General features: G+C 52.0%; 20 protein-coding genes. 6 read left to right on the top strand and 14 right to left on the bottom strand.

Features of this window, described 5'->3' with window-relative positions; translation table 11 throughout:
• The first annotated feature begins 1 nt into the window (after position 1).
• From ACFOET_RS14990 to ACFOET_RS15000, 3 genes are read left to right on the top strand one after another with little or no spacing between them, the layout of a single operon-like run.
• Complete coding sequence (locus ACFOET_RS14990; protein ID WP_379024084.1) at positions 2-1,330, top strand: glycosyl hydrolase family 18 protein; 1,329 nt, start codon at positions 2-4, stop codon at positions 1,328-1,330.
• Entirely contained in the window at positions 1,331-2,515 is a 1,185-nt protein-coding gene (locus ACFOET_RS14995; RefSeq protein ID WP_379024086.1) for a DUF5009 domain-containing protein, read from the top strand. It abuts the gene before it with no gap.
• Positions 2,512-5,007, top strand: coding sequence for a family 20 glycosylhydrolase (locus ACFOET_RS15000; protein ID WP_379024088.1), 2,496 nt, complete (start codon positions 2,512-2,514; stop codon positions 5,005-5,007). Before ACFOET_RS14995 ends, ACFOET_RS15000 begins: the two co-directional genes overlap by 4 nt.
• Here the strand turns inward: ACFOET_RS15000 and ACFOET_RS15005 are convergent.
• The 13 genes from ACFOET_RS15005 to ACFOET_RS15065 all read right to left on the bottom strand — a co-directional run bounded on the left by ACFOET_RS15005 (position 4,995) and on the right by ACFOET_RS15065 (position 15,400).
• On the bottom strand, positions 4,995-5,585 hold the full coding sequence (locus ACFOET_RS15005; protein ID WP_379024090.1) for a sigma-70 family RNA polymerase sigma factor: 591 nt from the start codon (positions 5,583-5,585) through the stop codon (positions 4,995-4,997). The two genes, ACFOET_RS15000 and ACFOET_RS15005, sit on opposite strands and share 13 nt — an antisense overlap.
• A gap of 81 nt (positions 5,586-5,666) precedes the next feature.
• A complete protein-coding gene (locus ACFOET_RS15010) occupies positions 5,667-6,662 on the bottom strand; it encodes a BtrH N-terminal domain-containing protein (protein ID WP_379024092.1) in 996 nt (331 codons plus the stop codon).
• Positions 6,659-7,072, bottom strand: coding sequence for a hypothetical protein (locus tag ACFOET_RS15015; protein WP_379024094.1), 414 nt, complete (start codon positions 7,070-7,072; stop codon positions 6,659-6,661). The genes ACFOET_RS15010 and ACFOET_RS15015 overlap by 4 nt, the downstream gene beginning before the upstream one ends.
• Positions 7,073-7,079: 7 nt before the next feature.
• Positions 7,080-7,532 (bottom strand): hypothetical protein, encoded by a 453-nt coding sequence (locus ACFOET_RS15020; RefSeq protein WP_379024096.1) that lies wholly within the window; start codon positions 7,530-7,532, stop codon positions 7,080-7,082.
• Between the two features lie 4 nt (positions 7,533-7,536).
• A complete protein-coding gene (locus ACFOET_RS15025; protein ID WP_379024098.1) occupies positions 7,537-7,968 on the bottom strand; it encodes a 3-hydroxyacyl-ACP dehydratase in 432 nt (143 codons plus the stop codon).
• 5 nt (positions 7,969-7,973) lie between these two features.
• Entirely contained in the window at positions 7,974-9,113 is a 1,140-nt protein-coding gene (locus tag ACFOET_RS15030; protein WP_379024100.1) for a beta-ketoacyl-ACP synthase III, read from the bottom strand.
• The gene (locus ACFOET_RS15035; protein WP_379024102.1) at positions 9,110-10,045 is read right to left on the bottom strand and encodes a hypothetical protein; all 936 of its coding nucleotides are present in this window, start codon (positions 10,043-10,045) and stop codon (positions 9,110-9,112) included. The genes ACFOET_RS15030 and ACFOET_RS15035 overlap by 4 nt, the downstream gene beginning before the upstream one ends.
• A gap of 33 nt (positions 10,046-10,078) precedes the next feature.
• Positions 10,079-10,945, bottom strand: a complete 867-nt coding sequence (locus tag ACFOET_RS15040; protein ID WP_379024104.1) for an LpxL/LpxP family acyltransferase — start codon at positions 10,943-10,945, stop codon at positions 10,079-10,081.
• 9 nt (positions 10,946-10,954) lie between these two features.
• The gene (locus ACFOET_RS15045) at positions 10,955-11,206 is read right to left on the bottom strand and encodes a phosphopantetheine-binding protein (RefSeq protein WP_379024105.1); all 252 of its coding nucleotides are present in this window, start codon (positions 11,204-11,206) and stop codon (positions 10,955-10,957) included.
• A 16-nt stretch (positions 11,207-11,222) separates the two neighbouring features.
• Complete coding sequence (locus ACFOET_RS15050; RefSeq protein WP_379024107.1) at positions 11,223-12,440, bottom strand: beta-ketoacyl-[acyl-carrier-protein] synthase family protein; 1,218 nt, start codon at positions 12,438-12,440, stop codon at positions 11,223-11,225.
• A complete protein-coding gene (gene fabG / locus ACFOET_RS15055; protein WP_379024109.1) occupies positions 12,440-13,180 on the bottom strand; it encodes a 3-oxoacyl-ACP reductase FabG in 741 nt (246 codons plus the stop codon). Before fabG ends, ACFOET_RS15050 begins: the two co-directional genes overlap by 1 nt.
• A complete protein-coding gene (locus tag ACFOET_RS15060; RefSeq protein WP_379024111.1) occupies positions 13,180-14,721 on the bottom strand; it encodes an HAL/PAL/TAL family ammonia-lyase in 1,542 nt (513 codons plus the stop codon). Before ACFOET_RS15060 ends, fabG begins: the two co-directional genes overlap by 1 nt.
• 298 nt (positions 14,722-15,019) lie before the next feature.
• The gene (locus ACFOET_RS15065) at positions 15,020-15,400 is read right to left on the bottom strand and encodes an HU family DNA-binding protein (protein ID WP_379024113.1); all 381 of its coding nucleotides are present in this window, start codon (positions 15,398-15,400) and stop codon (positions 15,020-15,022) included.
• 310 nt (positions 15,401-15,710) lie between these two features.
• On the opposite strand from ACFOET_RS15065, the gene ACFOET_RS15070 reads away from it, so the two are divergent.
• The 3 genes from ACFOET_RS15070 to ACFOET_RS15080 all read left to right on the top strand — a co-directional run bounded on the left by ACFOET_RS15070 (position 15,711) and on the right by ACFOET_RS15080 (position 19,990).
• Positions 15,711-16,946 carry an NAD(P)/FAD-dependent oxidoreductase gene (locus tag ACFOET_RS15070; protein ID WP_379024115.1) on the top strand — a complete coding sequence of 412 codons (1,236 nt, stop codon included), beginning with the start codon at positions 15,711-15,713 and terminating at the stop codon, positions 16,944-16,946.
• Positions 16,947-16,953: 7 nt separating this feature from the next.
• Positions 16,954-18,630: a C45 family autoproteolytic acyltransferase/hydolase gene (locus ACFOET_RS15075; protein ID WP_379024117.1), complete on the top strand. Its 1,677-nt coding sequence runs from the start codon at positions 16,954-16,956 to the stop codon at positions 18,628-18,630.
• A 64-nt stretch (positions 18,631-18,694) separates the two neighbouring features.
• Positions 18,695-19,990, top strand: coding sequence for a phenylacetate--CoA ligase family protein (locus tag ACFOET_RS15080; RefSeq protein WP_379024119.1), 1,296 nt, complete (start codon positions 18,695-18,697; stop codon positions 19,988-19,990).
• Here the strand turns inward: ACFOET_RS15080 and ACFOET_RS15085 are convergent.
• Positions 19,971-21,020 carry a threonine aldolase family protein gene (locus ACFOET_RS15085; RefSeq protein ID WP_379024121.1) on the bottom strand — a complete coding sequence of 350 codons (1,050 nt, stop codon included), beginning with the start codon at positions 21,018-21,020 and terminating at the stop codon, positions 19,971-19,973. The two genes, ACFOET_RS15080 and ACFOET_RS15085, sit on opposite strands and share 20 nt — an antisense overlap.

Consider the following 21,020-nt stretch of genomic DNA (forward strand, 5'->3'; position numbering starts at 1 on the left):
GATGAAGATACGATTAACTGATATGACCCTGTTCGGCTGCTTGTTGCTGGCCGTAGGGTGTACGAAAGACGGTGATGCCACCGCTGATGCGGATTTCCACCCGAGGATATTCGACCGAACCGGCGTCTTTTCAAGTCCTTCAATGATTATCTCCGAAGGGGAAACAGCCGCATTTTCCGGGTTGCTGTTTTCACCTGCAAACCACGTGGATATTAGTTGGAAGGTGGATGGCGTGGAAGTATCTACCGATACGGTGTTTGCATTTACACCGGATGGTGGCGGGGAATTTACCATCACGGTAGAAGCTACCAATGCGGGGAAAACCGCCATGCGCACGTCGACGGTGCTGGTGAACCCCCTATCATACACCCTGAAGCCGTATAACCGTGTGGCGATGTCTTACCTATCGGACGGTGGGACGGCTGCGCATGTTGACTGGAATACTGTTACCCATGTGACGTTTCAATGTGCGCGCGTGCTGCCCGACGGCGGACTTGACGTGACAGCCGGACAGACGGATCAAGCGGCGGATGAAGTGGTGGCGCGTGCACATAACAACGGCATTCCGGTATTGCTGGGTATTGCCGGCCGGCTCACCGGGCTGGATGGTTGGGCCCTGTATGAAAGTAATGATTTCGGCAGCGCCATTGCCAATGCCGCTACACGTCCGTTAGTCGTCCAGAACGTGGTCGATTACGTTGCGGCGCGCCGGATGGACGGCGTGGATATCATGATGACAGATATCAACTCGGGGGCTTACGCCTCAAACCTGGCCGCCATTGGACCTTTCCTGGCTGATTTGCGGGCGGCATTACCAGCAGGCGCGCTCGTCACCGTCACGGTAGCGGTCGGCTGGCAGCATTGGGAATACCCGGACGTATCTGCCGCAGATTGGCTTAATGTCAGGGGATTTGAAAACGGCCTTACGGTAGGGGTGGGTGCACCCCGTGGCCAACCCTCGCCATTCCAGTACCTGGTTGACGGTGCGAATATATGGCTGAACAAAGGTGTACCGAAGGACAAGATCGTGCTGGGCATTCCCGCATTCGGACTACGTTACGATGCAATCGACGACGACGGAAACAACCGGGATTGGGGATCCTACAGTTACGTGCGGTACAGTGATATCCTGGCACAGGATTCCGGCGCAGATCAACAGGAATACATCGACGTAGCCCACGGATTGTATTACAACGGCATTCCATTGGTGAGACAGAAAGCCGGATTTATCAAAGATGAAGGATTCAAGGGCGCGTACCTCTGGGCGGGTGATTATGACGTACAGGGAGAAAAGTCGCTGATGGGTGCAATTAGCAACGCATTGAAGTAAATGAGTGGGCAGACGGCACATCGGCTCGAATCCATCGATGCTTATCGCGCACTGGTGATGCTGTTGATGATTTTCGTGAACGACACGTGGACACTCATCGCCATCCCCGGTTGGATCGGGCACATGCCGGCTGAGGCAGACGGGTTGGGCCTGGCAGACGTGGTATTCCCGGCTTTCCTGTTCATTGTGGGGCTGTCGATACCGCTAGCTATCCGCAGCCGGTTGAGGAAAGGGGATTCGCGGAGGCAAATCGCAGGGCATATTGCGCTGCGGTCTTTGGCACTGCTTATCATGGGTGTCTTCCATGTCAACCTCGATTATTATGCCCATACCGCCCTGATGCCGAAAGGTGTGTGGCAGCTTGCGATCACTGTTGGTTTCTTCCTGGTTTGGTTGGACTATCCGAACCCGCAATCCGGGAAGGCAAAACTAATGAAAGCGGCTGGAATTGTGATGCTGCTGGTACTGACAGCGCTGTTCGAGCGCGAAGGGCATTCACGCCGGTGGCTGGCGATGGAACCGCATTGGTGGGGCATTTTGGGGCTTATCGGCTGGAGTTATTTCTTGGTCAGCGTAGTATTTCTCTACACTCACGGAAAGCGATGGGCACAGGGCGCGCTGTTTGCCGGCCTGGTTCTATTCAATATGGGCGCGCAATCCGATGTATTTGACGCGTTGGACCCCGTCCGTGAGTACATCTGGATCGTAGGTGACGGGGCGCTGCCCGCACTTACAGCCTGCGGTGTGGTCGTTTCGCAATTATACCTGCTGCACAAAGACCGGCTCTATGTGTTTTTGCGGAAAGCGCTATGGATCACATTGGCGTTGGTAGGATCGGGACTGCTTGCCCGGATGGAATGGAATGTCTCCAAGATTTGGGCAACCCCTTCCTTTTCATTGTTGTGCGCCGGCATCAGCACTGCCGGGTTCGCCGCTGTGGTTTACGTAGCGGACATCAAACGCTGGATAGCATGGTATCGGATCATCCGGCCGGCCGGAACCAGCACACTTACCTGTTACCTCTTGCCGTATATCCACTATGCGCTGTTGGGCTTCGTTGGTTGGCAGCTGCCTGAAATATTGCGGACGGGGGCGGTGGGAATAATGAAGTCCCTTGCCTATGCGTTGCTTATTATTATCTTTACCGGCGTGCTAGAACGGAGCCGAATCCGACTGAAGTTATGATCATGATCTATTGCAAACATATTCCTAAAATTTTCTGGCTGCTGGGACTTGCAGCCTGCACAACCCATGGAACCGTCACCGAAGATCAACCGCTATCGCTGCATTGGGAAATCGTCGCGTCGCCGTACGGGGACACCCAGCGGACGCTTTCCCGGTTGACAATCACTAATCGTTCCCCGGACACGTTGAGCGCAACCGGTTGGTCAGTCTTTTTCAATGCAGGTGAGGTGGAAGTTTTCGGTAATGACACGCTGGTAGCGGCTATTGAAATAGTCAACGGCGATTTCTTCGCCCTTTATCCCAAAGAAAAGTGGAAGCCGGTGCCACCCGATTCGAGTGTCCGCATTCAGGTATTATCGCGAAAGCTCAACAATGTGACCGACATTCCCAAAGGATTCTATTGGGTGTCGGATAGCTATCCCGGGGGCGTGCCCGTTCCATTGGAAGTGGCTCCGTTTGCGTCGGCAGATGGCCATGAAATAGCCTTGGCCGCACGTGTGCATACCCAAAATGAGTTGATCTACGCAGCACCGGGAAAACCGCTGCCTCCGATCATACCCACACCAAATGCTTTTGTGACGGGAGAAAGCATATTCCGGTTAGGTCCGGAGGTGGCAATCGCCGCCGATCGTGTTTTTAGGCGGGAAGCTGGCTATCTGCGGGACGAGCTTGCGGGGGTATTGATACAGCAGCCGGTGTTCGTTGAAGACCATTCGGCTGCATCCATCACGCTGCGCCATAAGGAAGGACTGCCCCCCGAAGGCTACGTGCTGGTCGTGGATAGCCATGGCATTGTGATCGAAGCCAGTAAACCTGCCGGTGCCTTTTACGGCGTCCAGTCGCTGAAAGGGCTGTTGCCGCCGGTTGCCTGGCAAACCAAGCAAACCGGCATGGCCCTTACCGCTATCACGATAAATGATGCGCCCCGTTTCGGGCATCGGGCAGTCATGCTTGACGTGGCACGCAATTTCCAGACAAAGGAACAGGTGATGAAGATAATTGACCTGCTTGCGTTGTATAAAATCAATGTACTGCATTTCCATCTGAATGAGGACGAGGCATGGCGGCTGGAGATACCCGGCTTACCGGAACTTACCGAGGTAGGCGCTAAACGGGGGCACACCCTGGACGATGCAACGCACCTGATGCCTTCATATGGTTCCGGTCCGTACGTTGACAACGCGACTGGCACAGGGCACTACAGCCGTTCGGAGTACATCGAGTTGCTGGAGTATGCTACTGAGCGCCACATCCGGGTGATCCCGGAGATCGAAACTCCAGGCCATGCGCGGGCGGCCATCAAATCGATGGATGCGCGCTACGCACGCCTGCTTGCAGAAGGCGATACCGCAGCCGCTACCCGATACCTGTTGCGCGACGTGGATGACCAATCGGTATACCGATCTGTGCAGAATTGGAATGATAACGTAATGAATATCGCCTTGCCCTCCACCTACGCATTTTTGGAAATGGTCGTTGACGAGCTTATTGCAATGTACCACGAGGCGGGGGCTCCCCTGCAAACCATCCATTTTGGCGGCGACGAAGTGCCAAACGGTGTATGGGAACGGTCGCCCGCCGTGCATCGGCTGCTGACATCCGAGGGCATTCCCCATGTGGACGAGCTATGGCACTATTATTTTAGCCGAATTGACGGCATGTTGAAGTCGCGGGGCCTTTACCTTTCCGGTTGGGAAGAGATCGGGATGAAACAGGCTGAGGTGAATGGTGCGCGCCGTATGGTGGTGGAACCGCGGTTCGCTCAATCGAATTTCCATGTGGATGTGTGGAATAATCTCGGTGACAACGTTGATTTGGCCTACCGGCTTGCGAATGCGGGATATCAGGTGGTACTGACCAACGTGACGAACTTCTATTTCGATTTGGCATACAATGAGAGCTTTTATGAAATCGGCCAGTATTGGGGCGGTTATGTCGACGTCGATAAAGCCTTCCGGTTTATTCCGTTCGATTACTACCGCAGCTTGGAGAAACCTGCTGTCGGAGAACGGCTGACGGCTGTAGGACGGGCGAATATCGTGGGGTTGCAAGCCCCGTTGTGGAGTGAGATCATTACCTCGCCGGAGCGGATGGAGTACTTATTGTTGCCAAAGCTATTTGGGTTGGCTGAACGCGCGTGGGCGGCGGATCCGATATGGGCTGCAGCCGCTGACGATGCCACCGCGCAGCAATCGTATGCGGCAGATTGGTCGGCTTTCATCCATGTCTTGGCGAAACAGGAATTGCCCCGGCTGGATTACTACAGGGGCGGGTATCACTACCGCATACCGACCACAGGTGTGGTTGAGAAGGAAGGTAGGTTGCATGCAAACGTACAATACCCCGGATTTACCATCCGGTATACCACCGATGGCAGCGAGCCTGACGCACAGAGTCCGATTTACACCACGCCGCTGCCCGCAGCGGGTAGCACAGCATTCCGGGTTTTCAATGCTGCAGGTAGGGGAGGTCGTACCATTTATTGGCAATGAAGCAAAAGATATATCAAGGATAACAGGTATGACCGTAAAGTCCTGATCGCACTATGCAAGGTATTGTATACCGTGCGTTCTGTGAGCGACAGTAGGATTGCAATCTCGGAAATAGGCTGGTTTTTATAGAAGCGAAGCTCGATGATTTGTTTTTGTCGTTTCGTCAATCTTTCGAGTGCAGCGCGAAGCTTGTCCCGCGTGTGTTCTTCGCTTTGCGAAATGACCAATAGCTCTTCATAAGACTGTTCCCAAGGTTCAACGGCATCTCCCTGAAGGATGGGTGCCGCCGATTTCGAATCGTAATCCTGAAACGTTTTATGGCATACCCGTTTGTATACGGCAATAACATATTGTTTCTTATTGTTCACATGCTCCCGGCGTTCCCAGTCCTTCCAGAGTTCGAGGAAAAGGTTGTGGATGCACTCTTTCACGAAATCCGGCGTTTTGTACCAATGAAGCCCCAGCCGATAGAAATCGTCGTAAAACAACATAAAGCAATGATACAGTCCTTCCCGGCCATCCGTGAAGAACAGGTTCCATTCTTTTGCAATGTGGGGGGTACACACTTTAGGCCTCATGAGAGCGCATAATAGTCACTAAGATAAGCATTTATTGTTACCTTGCAACTGCCCTGTGATCTAATACTGCGCCCCGAAGGATTATATATTCTTTTTCAGCCTTAGGAAAAATTGTTTTTCGCGGTCAGCAAGTGCAGCAAGCTGGTCGCTTAATTTTTCATAGATGTCGAGTCCGGACTTGCGGTTTTTATAGATGCGTGAGATATCCAGTGCGAAATCGCGCCAAGCATCACCGATTGTTGTCATCTCTTCTGATCGCTGGATGAGCTCCGGGCGATTAAGAAGCGTGCCGGCTTCCTGTAGGAACGCCGCGTAAATAAAGCGAAACCCGCCGCCACCGGTGCCGATTTCCTCCTGCATCCGCACGAGCTGCGCAAGGTAGTGGTTGGTTTTTTTGGTGCCGATGGATAGCGGCCACTTCCGGATGTTGCGAGCCACCCATTTCATGGCCTGTACGCCAACGATGGGAACCGGCGCGAGCATGTCGTTGCAGGTTTGGCGGATTCCTTGAGTAATAGCCTTTTCAAGTTCATAGTTGTCAGGCAACCGTTCAAGGTAGTACAAGTGCCCCTTGGGGGGCAGCGCTCCCTTCGCAAAGCGTACACGAATCAGGTCCTGCACGGTAAGCCGGGTGGTGCCATCCATGACCGGATCACTGATAAGGTATTCGTTTCCCTGCTTGCCATACACTACAAGGTTGTGTGCGTTGAAATGGAAGCGGTACTCATCTGGAAAGTAAGTGAGGTGATAGACGCCGACCTGCAATCCGACGGGAATACCCTGTTGAAGTTTTTTATCCAGGACGGCCATCGCCCGTTGGGGTGATGAAAACCGCTGGTGCTTCACCGCAATACCCAGCCGCTTTGCCAATCTTCGAAAAATCTTGCCAGGCATGGGGCGATAGCTGAAGCCGGGCGCAAAATTGACCTTGAGGAAAGGTAGGTATACAAAGAACAGACCGCTTCCGATGCCGAATGCCATGGGCTCCGAAAGTCTGATGCCGTGGTGATTAAGTAGGTTGGAAATGACACCGTTTTCGCAGTGCGCGGACTGCCTGTGCTCAAAATCTATATTCATTTATCGTATTGGGAGAAGGGAGCGGTTAGCCGGTCCACAGTGATATCAAAAGTGTCCGCATATTTTTGAAGCGTTTTTTTCTTCAACTTACCGAAGCGCTTGGGATGGAAATGCCGCTTGACAAACCAACGATGAATGCCGACATAGTCGGCCAGCAACGCGACGTCCATGCGATGGAGCTCCATATAGTAGGCGATCGGACTAAGCCGTCCGGCCAATACCGCTTCCTTGGTCGCCGCTATCCGCTCACTGACGAGGTCAAGCGATTCGTTCAGCGCGAGTGTCTTAGCTTCCCAGCCTGTGCTGCGGACGGTCGTATAACGGCCATTTTCATCCACAGCATAGCAGAGTTCGCTGATATCGGTTTTTGCCAGGCTTCGCTTGTCTTGCGGCACTTCGTTTTTCTTCATATGCGCGTCACTGGTCTTTGGTTTGCAACAACATTTTCATCGTTGCGGCCAGAGCGGTTTCCCCATTTACGGAGACGCGGCCCCGGATGTTGCAAATTTTCAAAAAATCCGAAGTAAAAACAAGCTCGGTATGCGTACAGGTGATCAACTGGTCGCCAATCTGCGGCAGTGCATGCACCGCCAGGTCCAAAATGGTGCTGATGACGCCTAAGTTGTCTTTTTCCTTGTCCCACAGAACTTCACCGGGTTTGGTGAAGAAATAATTGAGAAAGATAAAGCTGGTCTGTGCGAGGTTTTCAAGCATACCCATTTCTGATAGCGCGTTGTGGTCGACGAATAGGCAATCCGGTGTGACGAGAAAGCTGGTTTCCGTTTTTAAGCCATCAACCGCCACTACGTGGTCTACCATAATCATCGGCGCACGGTGGGGAATCAATTCATTTATTTCGGGAAATGGCATACCGCTAATCTTTGGCAATGACTGTCCGCATTTCGCCTGTGGCAATGAGCTGCCCGCCATGCTTGACCGCACCCTGCACCATCGTAACGCCAAACAGTTGCTGCAGGATATGTATGGACGTGGTCAGATCGTCCCCTACACGCGGCAACTGGCATATCTCGAAGTTTTTTATAGAGCCGATATAACCCACCGGAGGGCGCATGTCGCGCAAAAAATAGTCGTATCCCTGATGCAGCGCAATGGTCTGTGCGAAATGTTCGATTACGCCCGCTTCGGTAAGGCGTCCTCCGCCGTCGACCAGGATATGCTCAACAGGAACGCGGAAACCGGCAACAATGTGATTCGGTTTGTATTCGATAAGCCGGTCAACCAAAACAAAAGGCTGCTGCTGCGGCATCAATTTACCAATGGCTTCCTGTGACGAAATGAGGCTCATAACATTTAGGTTACTTCCAACAGTGCATAAACATAAGAAAATCTTCCGCTTTCAGGAACCGATAACAGTATTTTTTGACCACGTTTGAGTGCATGCGTGTTGAAAAGCTCCTCCAATTGGAGGTAGCTGGATGCCGAACCTACGTTGCCGATCTTGTGCAGGTTGATGAACCACTTTTCTTCTGGGATGGTTATGCCCGCTTTTTCGAAGGCTTCCGCCAATCGGTCGCGAAAAAAGTAAGAGGAGATGTGCGGGAGGAAATGGTCGATTTCGCTTGCCGTCACTTGGTGCTTACGGAGGATTTGCCGAATGCTTTCGACCCCTTTTGGAATGATGTGGCTCTCCAGCAATTTGATGTCCTGCTTGATTGCAAAAATCGATTGTTCAAGCCAGTCTTGGGGCGGGGTGTCGCTCCAGGAACGCAGTTTTCCATCGACCTTGGTGGCTCCCGCAAACATGCAGGCTTCCAGCTCATGTGCATAAGAAATGCCGTCTACCCAATGGACGGCAAGCGACAGGCGGTCCGGATTGGGGGTGTCGGTAATTAGCATTGCTCCGGCGCCATCGGACAACATCCATCGGAGAAAATCTTTTTCAAAGGCAATGATGGGATTCTGTTCAAGCGCGGCAAGGCACTCGGATTCATCATTGAACTTATCCGCGCGGAGCCAAGATGAAACGCGTTCAGAGCCCGTGCACACGGCTTTTTTTGCGCTACCGGTGGCAATGGACATGTAAGCATACTTAAGCGCATTCATGCCGGAAGTACAGATCCCGGAAGCGGAGTTAAGCTCCATGGCTTTATTGCGCCATAGCCCATGTACCATACTGGCATGTGAAGGCAACAATTGGTCGGGGGTGGAGGTGCCACATGAGAGCACCTCGATGTCAAGGGCATCGGTCGCGGATTGCGCCATCAGCGTTTGAATTGCTTCGATGGTCAATTCGGCATTGTTGTGTGTCGGCTGCCCGTCTGTGCCGATGGCATAGTGACGCGATGTGATCCGGTTGTTGCGCAGTACAATGGAACGCGCACGGGAAGGGGCACCGTTGACGATGCCCAATACCTGCTCCATGCGGTCGTTAGGAACGGGCTCATTAGGCAAAAACTTCGCAATTGCATTGATGTATACCTGTGGCATCATCGAATTCTTTTGAGATTAACAGATTGATAGTATCGCTTTTCTTTTCGAATAAGGGAAAGAAAAGGCAAATGTAGGATTAAAAATAGTAAACTGACGATGGGAGCAAGTACCCAAATGGCAAAAAGGAGGTAATAATTGAATGCTTTGAGCCACGGCCTTCGCGCAGGCTCGCCCGGCAAACCTTTGCGGCGAATGAGGCCGGCCCATTTGGCAAACATCGAATTGGCCCGTTTGTCAGTGAATACGAGAACCGGCTTTACGCGTACCGCCCCCATTTCGACCAGCTCCTGTTGCAAGGTCGTATATGCATTGCTTTTCAAATGGGATAATACGGAGATACCGAACCTGCTCGACTCCTGAATGTCTTTGTCGGATACTCCCGGTTTGGGAAATAGGCCGAGGTACGAATCTTTTTTGCCTTTCATCATCCAGTGGACGATGGTGATGACGCTGATGTGGTTGATATGGCGGTCTGCCAAGACGATGTTGCCGACCAGGTTCGCACCGATGCTGTAAAGCGCTCTTTTTACTTTTTCCTGGGCCATCACCCACATATTGCGGCAATTGATGACGGTAATGACCGGTTTGCCTTTCAACAGCTTCTCCGCCTCCTTCTGTTTCAGAAATGAGTTGAACGGGATGGAAGGAGAGAGGTACCACACTTGGTAGCCAAGAATGACTAGATCGTAGTCTTGCGGCAGCACCTGCTCGTCAGCCGGGGCCAACTCACAGGGAATCTGCAGAAACGCTTCGGGAAATGCATCAAAAAAACTGTGGCTGTCCCATGGGAAAGGATAATCCGGTATAGGTCTTAGGCGATAAAATGTTAATTCCACACCAGGGTCCGATACCAAGGGCTTCAGTATGTTGTCCAGAATGTCTTTCTGCTGCCCAGTTTGGGTGTAGTATACGACTAAAACTTTTTTTTTCATATCCGGCTTCCGACTTTAGGTTTCCTAATATCGTTAGGCTTTCCAAAAATCGTAATAATTAAACCATTGCAAAGGATATTTGACCAGAATTTGTTCGATGCTTTGTGTGAAGGCGTGAAGCAGCGATTGCGCATCACGTTTGTTGAATGTAGCCGTCCGCGCGTATAGGTGGTAATGTTTATTCCGCTCACGCATGACATACACAAAGATTACAGGTGTATTCAGCCTTGAGCTGATAAGGAACGGCCCTGCCGGAAAGCGTGCCGGTTGTCCGAAAAAATCCGCCGTCAGGGTTTTGCTACCATCCACAAATCGGTCGCCTGTGAAGCAAATGATTCCCTTTTTATCGATTACCTGATTGATTTCGAAAATGTGAGACAGGTCGTTTTTGACCACGATGAAGCCGGTCTTGGGTTTGGCCATGATGTTTGCAAGGTATGATTTGATGGCCCGCTGTTCTTCGTCTGTGGTCACCAGGTGGATTTGTTTATCAAATTCACCCATAAAGTACTGTGATACCTCGAAATTCCCCACATGGGCGCTTATGAGTACACCTGCACTGTTATCCTTGGCCAACTGCCGGATGTGCTCAATGCCGTCAAATTCATAGGTGTACTTATCTGCCAGGCCAGCAGTGATCGCCACTTTGTCGATGATCGTCTGGCCGAACACAAAGTAGTTCCGATAGGTATTGATCAGGCTGCGGAATACGCTGTTTTTGCGATGGTCGTGGAAATAGCGGTATATGGCTTTTGTTTGGCGGGGGGAACAGAAGAAATAATAGGCGGCGACAAAAGCCAGCAGGAGATAAGCAACGTTTATCCCTACATGCTTGATCAGGAAAATAAATATTCTATAGCCGGAAACGGTTCCTTTTGATTTTCCTTTCCATTCAGCCATGGGATGCGATTAGGCGATGGCATGCAGCTTACCGCCAATTAGATCGTACAGGTCGTTGAACGTGCGGATGTCGGTGAAGTCTTTACTTTCCAGCTTGATGCCGAAATTCGATTCAATGAGGACCACGAGATCTACATAGTCTAAGCTATCCAAATCGAGCGATGTTTTCAAATCAGCATCTGGCTGAATGACCTCATACTCCACTTCAAACTCTTCGATTAAAAACGTATTGGTAATATCGATGATCTCGTCCCTACTCATGGCTAATGCTGCGCTGTTACAGTTTCCTTACAATTAATGCGGAGTTTGTTCCGCCGAATCCAAAAGAATTGGACAAAAATACATTAAAATTTTGGTTTATGGTATTTTTTACCAAACTCAGCCCCTTAGCGGATTCGTCGATTTCTTCGAGGTTTATATTGGGCGCGACGAAGCCATGCTGGGCCATGATGAGCGAATAAACGACCTCACTAGTTCCCGCCATCCAGCATTCATGTCCTGTCATCGATTTCGTAGAACTGACATATGGGCCTGATCCGAACAGCCGGGATAATGCACGGGCTTCGTTGGCATCACCCATGGGGGTTGATGTCGCATGGGCGTTGATGTATTCAATGTCATCGGGTGAAAGACCGGCCTGCTGCAACGCCATCTCCATGGCCCGTACCGGGCCTTCTACGTTTGGCGTGGAGATGTGGTCGCCATTGGAAGAGAAGCCATAGCTCAACACTTCAGCAAGGATGGGGGCACACCTCCGTACAGCGGATTCGTATTCTTCGAGGATGATCGTGGCCGCGCCCCCTCCGGGCACGAGACCATTCCGGCTTTTATCAAATGGACGGGAGGCTTTTGTGGGCTCACCCTCACGGTCGGAAAATACACCCAACCCATCGAAGCTGGCCATGGCATATTTATTGGTTTCCTGTGAGCCACCGCAAATGACACAGTCTTGCAACCCCTGCTTGATAAACAGGTAAGCCAAACCGATGGCGTGCGAGCCGCTCGCGCAGGCGGCGCTGATGGTCATGTTGATGCCGCGGATGCGGTGGATGGTAGACAGGTTCATCGTCACGGATGAATTCATCGACTTGAAGATAGCGCCAGATCCCACCAGCATCGTATCTTTTTTCTGCCTGACAATATCAATGGATTCCATCACCGCCTGTGATACGCTGTCATTGCCATAGATGAGCCCGACGATATGCTCGTCGAAGAACGCATCGTCGATGTTGGCGTTCCGGAGAGCTTCGCTTGTGGCGATGTAAGCATACTCGCTTTCCTCCCCCATACTGATGCGCTGCCTGCGTGAGAGCAGTTTCGTGAGGTCGGGCTTGGCTACGAATCCTGTCAGCGCCGAGCGATAGCCGAATGCCTTGCGCTCTTCTGAATACACGATGCCCGAACGGCCCTGATACAGGGAATCCCGTACTTCATCGAGATTTTGTCCCAACGACGAATAAATTCCCATTCCGGTAACGACTACCCTGCGTTGCATTACGAATAAATCCCTCCGTTGATGTTGATAACCTCCCCTGTAATATAAGCTGCTTTTTTTGATGCCAGAAAACACACCAGGTCAGCTACTTCTTCGGCTTTCCCAAAACGGTTTACAGGTATGATTTTGCTCAGTTCTTTTTCGTCCAATGCGCTGGTCATATCGGTCTCGATGAAACCGGGAGCTACGGCGTTGACCGTCACCTTTCGCTTGGCCACTTCCTGGGCGAGCGCTTTCGTAGCACCGATCAGGCCCGCTTTAGCTGCCGAGTAGTTGGTCTGTCCGGCTGTTCCCTTCATGCCAGACACCGATGCTACGTTGATGATTCGCCCGTAGCGTTGGCGGATCAGGTCCTCGATCAAAAACTTGGTGACGTGGTAAAAGCCGTTAAGGCTGGTATGGAGTACGTTGCCCCAGTCGTCGGCTTCCATCCACATAAACAGGCCGTCGCGTGTGACCCCGGCGTTATTGACGATCACCTCTATGACCGCGCCGGGATGCTGTTCCTTCCACAGTGTCAGTTGGGCGTAGGTTTCGGTCCGGTTGCTTACATCAAACGGTATCAATTCGGCTTCCCCTCCCTGGGCTACGATTAAAGCTTTGGTCTCCTCGGCAGCATCGGCGTTTGACTGGTAGTTGATGAGGACCGGATAGTTGAGTTCGGCAGCTAACTTAATGCATATCGCGCGTCCAATGCCACGAGATCCTCCGGTCACCAATGCATACTTCTTTGCCTCCATCAGTTCGTTCGTTCAAATGGTTCCACATTTTTTACATGGTCCTTGATCGCTATTAGATAAGGCGATAACACGATATCCTGTTCAAAGATAGGAACAATTGACCGTATCTCTCGATAGACCATTTTACTTCTTGAAGAAAGATCAGCTGCGCAATCCAACGCGTCTATCGCCTGTACGAGGGTGAGCAGTTGGATGGCCAGGACTTCATACGCATTGTCGATGACTTTCTTGGTAAGCCAGGCCGCGTTGGCACCCATGCTTACAATGTCTTGGTTGTCTTTGTTATTGGGAATACTGTGGGTATAGATCGGTGTGGCCAGCGTCTGGTTTTCCGCCGTGGTGGAGGTAGCGGTAAACTGTGCACCCTGCATGCCGAAATTAAGTCCAAGTTTGCCCAGGTTGACGAAAGAAGGCAGTATTTCGTTCAGCGATGAGTTGAGCAAATAATTCAGCTGCCGTTCAATCAGCATGGTCAGCTTGGCGATGGCAATACGCAGCTTATCCATTTCGAACGCAATGTAGTCGCCGTGGAAATTGCCCCCATGGTATACGTTTTCCGAAGCTACGTCTATAATCGGATTGTCATTTGCGGAATTGACTTCCTCAATCAGTGTGGCAGCGCAGTGTTGAAGCGCATCCCATATCGGCCCCAGTATCTGGGGGACACAACGGATGGAGTAGTATTCTTGCAGCTTGTCTTTGAATATGCTTTCTTCTACCTTCCGGCTGTACAGGTGTTCGTGCCGTTTGCGGATCAGCTTGCTGTCGGCAATAATCTCCCGCATATGCGCCGCCACCTGCCGTTGCCCGGCGTGTTGTTTGGCGCCGTTGAGGATTTCGGAAAGGTGATCGTCATAAGCCCTCACCAGCTCATTCATTAATGCTGAGCATCCGATCGACCAATTCAGCAGGCGTTGGCCATAGATGGCATTGACAATGCCGATACCCGTCATGACCGATGTGCCGTTGATGAGTGCCAGGCCCTCGCGTATGTGTACCTGCAGCGGCTGCAGCCCCTCTTTGGCAAGCGCTTCGGCGGCGGGCATTTGCTTGCCCCGATAGATGACGTTGCCCTCACCGATCATGTTCAATGCCAGATGGGCCAGCTGTACCAGATCGCCGCTGGCACCTACCCCTCCATGTTGATGGATGATCGGCAAAATATCGCGGTTCAACATAGCCACCATCAACTCCACGGCATTAGGGTGTATCCCCGAATAGCCCAGTGACAACGTATGCAAGCGGGCCAGCAATGCCGATTTTGCGTAGACCGGATCCAGGACATCGCCCATACCCGTGGCATGGCTGCGGATGAGATTGTATTGCAGCTGGACCTGATCGGCTTCATCGATTCGGTATTGGGCCATCGGGCCAAAACCGGTATTTACGCCGTAGATCACTTTATCTTTGGCGAAATGTTTGAGAAAGTTGTGGCTTTGGCTTATCCTTTCCGATACGCTATCGGGCAGATCGATCTTTCGGCCCTCGAAGAGCACAGTATAAAAGTCAGCGAGCGTGATCGGATTAGTCAGTTTTGTCATTTAGTCACACGAGATCAAAGCGGTTGCAAACTTAGGTAAATTGGTGCTGATATACAACTGAAAAGGAAGTTCGTAGCAATGCGTGCCTTTCGGATATCTGTGCAGATGCAAGGAAAATTAATTTCATTGTAAGACAATAAGATTCCTGGAAAATTTGTCTTGAAAACTCGCCATAGTATATTTCCGAAGTCACCGAAGCCTTTTTAGAATGACCGCGGTCGTTTTTGGCCTTTTTTTAACAAAAGAAGCCGCCCCGGCATATGCCGGGGCGGCTCGATAACTGTCGATCATCCTGTGGTTACCGGATTTTCTCTAAAGTTAAATTGTTCGTGGCGGCCCACACGTGCCTGCCGGGATGGAAGAGCAGCCGGGCCCGCAGGAAGTTCGCGGTCGATACTTCTTCTTCGGTGTCGCTGCCAGTGCTGTTACTGCCCAGCCTGAACGAACCCAGGTTGCCGAGGCGGACGAAGTAGCCGCGCGATATGTTGCGGGGGGCTTCGCGCACCAGGATCTGCAGCACTGCATACACGTCTGACGCAGTGAGCGACGAGGTGTGTGCGATGTCGTCGGCCAGATCCTCCAGGGTGATCTCTCCGGTATGCACCGGACGGGGATAAAATTTCCTCGGCGCTGTCGGATCCCCCGGCTTGCCGATTTCCACAACATTATACCTAACCATTGTTAAAAAAATTAAAAGTTAAAAAACGAAAATTACTCCGCGCCGACGGGCGGTACCTTACCCGTTGACAAGAACAAAGTTCGGTGGGATGGCAAGAAGTGCTGTCGGACTTGGCGGCTTTGTCGGAATCGACGGTTTTCTCGCTTTTTCCGGGCTGAAAAGGCACCAGAAAAGGATCTTGAACGGCACATGAAGCGGGAAATCTGGGTGGCAAGGGATTTTTTGGTCGCTTCAAGCGGTGGGCAGAATAGGCTTGTTTTTATAGGCAAGTTTATCTAAGTTTGGCCCGTCCATATCCCATTAAATAATAATGATTTTAGAGCATGTCGATGTCTTAGTGATCGGAGCGGGACCGTCAGGGGCTGTAGCCGCTTCCATCCTGCACCAAAACGGGGTTAAACTCAAGGTGGTGGAACAAGCGCATTTTCCGCGTTTCGTCATCGGAGAAAGCCTGATTCCGCGTTGCATGGACCATTTTGACGAGGCGGGCTTTGTCGAAGAGGTAGCGGCCAAAGGGTTTGAAAAGAAATTCGGAGCACGTTTTCTTCGTGGGGATGACGTGTGCTGGTTTGATTTCAGCCAGAAATTCTCCGAGGGTTGGGACTGGACCTGGCAGCTACCCAGGGCTGAGTTTGATAAAACACTGACCGATATTTTGCAGCGTAGAGGCGTCGATATCGCGTTTGGCACCACGGTTGAGCAGGTGGTATTCAATGGTACGGATTCATTGACTACCGTGCATGACGATCGGGGCAACCGCCGGGAAATACATGCCCGCTTTGTGATCGATTGCAGCGGTTACGGCCGTGTACTGCCGAGGTTGCTGAACCTCGATGCGCCTTCTTCATTTCCACCGATGGCGGCCACGTTCGTTCACGTAACCGATAAGCGGCGTCCCCAGGGTGGCGAGGGAACGCTGATTACTTTTGACGTGCTTGACCAAAAGGTATGGTTTTGGGTCATCCCGTTTTCCGATGGCCGGTCCTCCCTGGGTTTGGTTTGCCCCAAGGAACACCTTGAGATGATTGATCAGGGTAGTCCTGCGGCGACTTTTCAGCATATCATCCAGCAGTCAGACTACTACCGCCAGCGATTTGATGGCTTGGAATTTCTGTTTGAACCCAAGCAGGTTGTCTCTTACGCCAAGGCGGTCAAAAAACTGTATGGCGACGGCTTTGCACTTACCGGCAACAGCGCCGAGTTCTTGGATCCTGTATTTTCGTCTGGGGTTTGTTTTGCCACCGAGTCCGGTGCTTTGGCTGCTAAATTGGCCGTTAAGCAGCTGAACGGCTTGAAGGTGGATTGGGAACACGAGTACGAAGAACATATGCTGTGGGGCGTGGATGTATTCCGGTCTTATATACGAGACTGGTATTCGGGGGATCTTCAGAAATTTTTCTTTCATAAAAAGGTCAACGAAGACGTAAAACGCAAGGTTTGTTCGGTATTGGCCGGGTATGTATGGGATAAGGAAAATCCCTTCGTAAAAAAGCATGACCGTGCTGTGAGGGCAGTGACGCATTTATTGCCTGAAGACAGTTGTTAAGCCAAGCATGGCCACATCATTTCCATACCGATTTTGCTTGCGCTTTATCGGCTGGTCCGTAGCGCTATCGGTGACTTCGTGCGCGGGGGTAAAGCACCATCCTTCCGTAGCACCGTATAACGACCAGGTAGGCGAACGGGACGAGCCATCTGCTGATTACTATGTGATGCCATATGGTAAACTTCGCAAAAATGACCTAGGGTTATGGGAGCTCTATGTGGAGGGTGATGCGTTGCAGCGGGGGCTGACCAATGGCTTGCTGACCAAAGAGCTGCTTTTTAAGCAGGAAAGCGCGTTTGTCTCCCAAATCAGGGAATTTGTGCCTTCACCTTTCCGCCAGTGGCTGTTGCGCGGGTTTCTGAATTTTTTCAACCGGCGGTTGGCGGACCATGTGCCCACTGAGTATCAAGCCGAAATATATGGCCTGTCGCAGGCAGCGTCAGCTACATTCAACTTCGTTGCGCCCCCTTATCCCCGGTTGCTTTATTACCATGGAGCCCATGACATCGGGCATGCGTTGCAGGATTTGGCACTGGTGGGCTGCACATCGTTTGCGGCATGGGGTAGTCATACGGCCGATGGCAAGCTGTTGATCGGCCGCAACTTTGATTTTTATGCCGGCGATGCGTTTGCCCGGGAAAAGATTGTCGCGTTCATCAATCCGGACGAAGGGTATAAGCATGCTATGGTCACCTGGGCGGGTATGGTAGGGGCGGTCTCTGGAATGAATGAGAAAGGGCTTACCGTCACGATCAATGCGGGGAAATCGAACATGCCTTATCAAGCCAAGACACCGGTAGCCCTGCTCACGCGGGAAATCCTCCAGTATGCTGCTACAATTGATGAGGCGATTCGCTTGGCTGAGCGGCGGGAGGTTTTCGTATCGGAGGCGATCATGGTTGGGAGCGCTATTGACAGTAAGGCAGTGCTGATTGAGGTGTCGCCAAAGAAATTTGGAGTTTACGAAGTGAAAAACAGCAGCAACGCGTTGGTCTGCGCCAACCATTTCCAAAGCGAGCCCTATCGATCGGACAAAAAGAACCTGCGGCAGGTTGCCGAAAGCCACTCGCAATACCGATTTGACCGTATGCAGGAATTGCTGGACTCCACACCGAGGCTCAACCCTTCGTCTGCGGCGCAGATACTCCGTAACCGGGAGGGAATCGGCGGAAAACAGCTGGGCTATGGCAATGAAAAAGCCATAAATCAGCTGCTGGCCCATCACGCAGTGATCTTTCAGCCGGAAGACCGGTTGCTTTGGGTGTCTACTGCTCCGTATCAGCTGGGCGCTTTTGTCGCATACGATCTGAATACTGTTTTTTCGCGGATGGATACGCTTTCTGCGGATGGGGTGGTGGACGAAACCCGGCTCCGCATTCCAGCGGATACCTTCCGCTACTCAGCGGCGTTCAGTGACTACGAGGCTTACCGGCGTCAGAAGCGCGTGCTGGAAAAAGCCGTCGCCGCAGGCACGCCGCTGGATACCGAAGTGTTGCGGTCTTTCGAGCAGCTAAATCCGGCATTCTGGAAAACCGGCTATCTGCTTGGTGAATATTACCTGCGGCAAGGGCAATACTCCGAAGCGCTTCGTTATTACCGGATGGCGGCAGATAACGAGGTGACCACCCTGCCGGATCGGCAAATGATTCAAAAACGCATTAAAAAAGTTGAACGGAAGCTTTAGGCAGTGCGCAGTCGCAGCGCAGGATACATGGTACCGACTTAAGTCTAAAATGACAAGATAAGCAATGAAAGCAACACCGACCATCGAGCAGGCAGATCAGGCCACTATCAAGCGGTTCCAGGAGGAAAAACTGCAGCAGCTTTTGCATTATCTTCAGGCACGATCAAGCTATTACCGAAGCCTGTTCAAGAGACATGCGATTAATCCGGGGTCTATCCGGTTTCTGGAGGATCTGGAACAAATTCCGGTGACAACTAAAGCCGATTTACATCAAAGCAATCTGGAATTCCGCTGTATAGGCGGCGATAAGGTAGCCGATTATGTGACCACTTCCGGCACCTCCGGTGATCCGGTACTGCTGACGCTGAGCGACAACGACCTGGATAGGCTGGCTTACAATGAAGCATTGTCTTACCAATACATCGGCTTGACGCCGGGGAACACCGTTCAGCTTACCACTACCATCGATAGGCGTTTTATGGCCGGGTTGGCCTATTTCCTTGGTGCGCGCAAGGCCGGTATCGGGATGGTCAGGGTGGGGTCGGGTGTGCCCGAACTGCAATGGGACACCATCGCTCGCGTGCAACCGGATGCGATTGTGTGCGTGCCCTCTTTTCTGCTTAAAATGGTGGAATTTGCCGAGGCTAATGGAATCGATTATCAGCATTGCAGTGTGAGGAAGGCGCTATGCATCGGAGAGCCTTTGCGTAATCCTGATTTTTCGCTCAATACGTTGGCCTCCCGGATCCAACGCAAGTGGGACATCCAGCTGTTTTCAACCTATGCCTCCACCGAAATGGCAACCGCTTTTACCGAATGCGAGCATGGAATGGGAGGGCATCATCATCCGGAGCTCATCATCACCGAGTTTTTGGATGAGGACAATAACCCGGTTCGGGAGCGGCATCCCGGTGAACTGGTCGTCACGACCCTTGGTGTTGAGGGAATGCCCCTGCTGCGTTTCAAGACCGGAGATATCGTGCAGCCGCATTATGAACGGTGTGCGTGCGGCCGCACCACCATGCGGCTTGGGCCGGTTATCGGCCGTAAAAACCAAATGGTGAAATATAAAGGCACCACGCTATATCCACCGGCGATGTTCGACTTGTTGGACGATTTCGAGGAGGTGGTCAATTACGTGATTGAAATTTCTGCCGATGGGTTTGGGGAGGACGAAATCACAGTGAAGGTAGGCGCTGAACAGGAATCGGAAGAACTGGTGCTAAAAGTTAAAGATCGGTTCAGGGCCAAGCTGCGGGTCAGTCCGCGCATTGTGTTTGCACCGATACCGGAAATCAACCGGATTAAGTTTCCTGAAAATTCGCGGAAGAGTGTCACGATCATTGACCGGCGGCAGTGAGGTCCGTCAGATCCGCAATAAACTGTGTACATGCAGCTACAGGCGTTGCCCACGAGGTCACCAGACGGACTGCGGCATGCTGTCCGTCTACCTGCTGCCACGTGTGGAACAGGTATTTCGCCGCCAGCCTTGCAATTACCCGGTTGGGCAATACCGGAAATAGTTGGTTGGAACAGGGTGGCACAACGAATGGATAACCCAGTTTTTCGATGGCCCGCGCTATCCCCATGGCCCGCTCATTGGCGTCTGCGGCAAGTTTAACGATAAGGCCATCCTGGAATAGTTCCCGGAATTGCAATCCCAACACTCGGCCTTTGGCAAGCAATGCGCCATTTTGCTTGAGGTGATAGATAAATCCGTCTTTTAACCGGGGATGGGTAATCACAACCGCCTCGCCGAGCAGTCCGCCATTCTTCGTGCCACCAATAGTAAACACATCGGTCAGCTCAGCAATATCCGCAAGTGTGAGGTCGTTGCCGTCGACAGCGAGTGCCGAGGGAAGCCGCGCGCCGTCGAGAAAAAGATACCAGCCGTGGGTGCGGCAGAAATCGGACAACGCGGCTAGTTCGTGTTTATTATAGACGGTACCCAGTTCCGTAGTATTGGAGATATAAAGCATTTTCGGCTGTGTACTGCTCGGGTTGCCCACCTGACGCAGCAAGGGCGAAATCAGGGAAACGTCCAGCTTGCCGTCCGAGACAGGCACCACCTCCACGCGGTGGCCGGAAGCCTCAACGGCTCCGGCCTCGTGGCCGTTGATATGTCCGGTCTGTGCGGATACGACCGACTCAAATGACCGCAACGCCGCTGAGATGACAATCAAGTTGGCCTGTGTGCCGCCGGAGACGAAGTGAATATCAGCATTGCTGCCTGGCATCATTGCGGCGATGAGGTTTTTTGCCGCTATGGAATAGGCATCGTTGCCGTAACCGATCTGCTGGACCAAGGTCGTTTCCTGAAGTGCCCTCAGGATCGCCGGATGGCAGCCTTCACTGTAGTCGTCCCTGAATGAAAATTGATACTGGGTCAT

Origin of the sequence: Parapedobacter deserti, from assembly GCF_042646065.1 — a bacterium.
Classification (GTDB): domain Bacteria; phylum Bacteroidota; class Bacteroidia; order Sphingobacteriales; family Sphingobacteriaceae; genus Parapedobacter; species Parapedobacter deserti.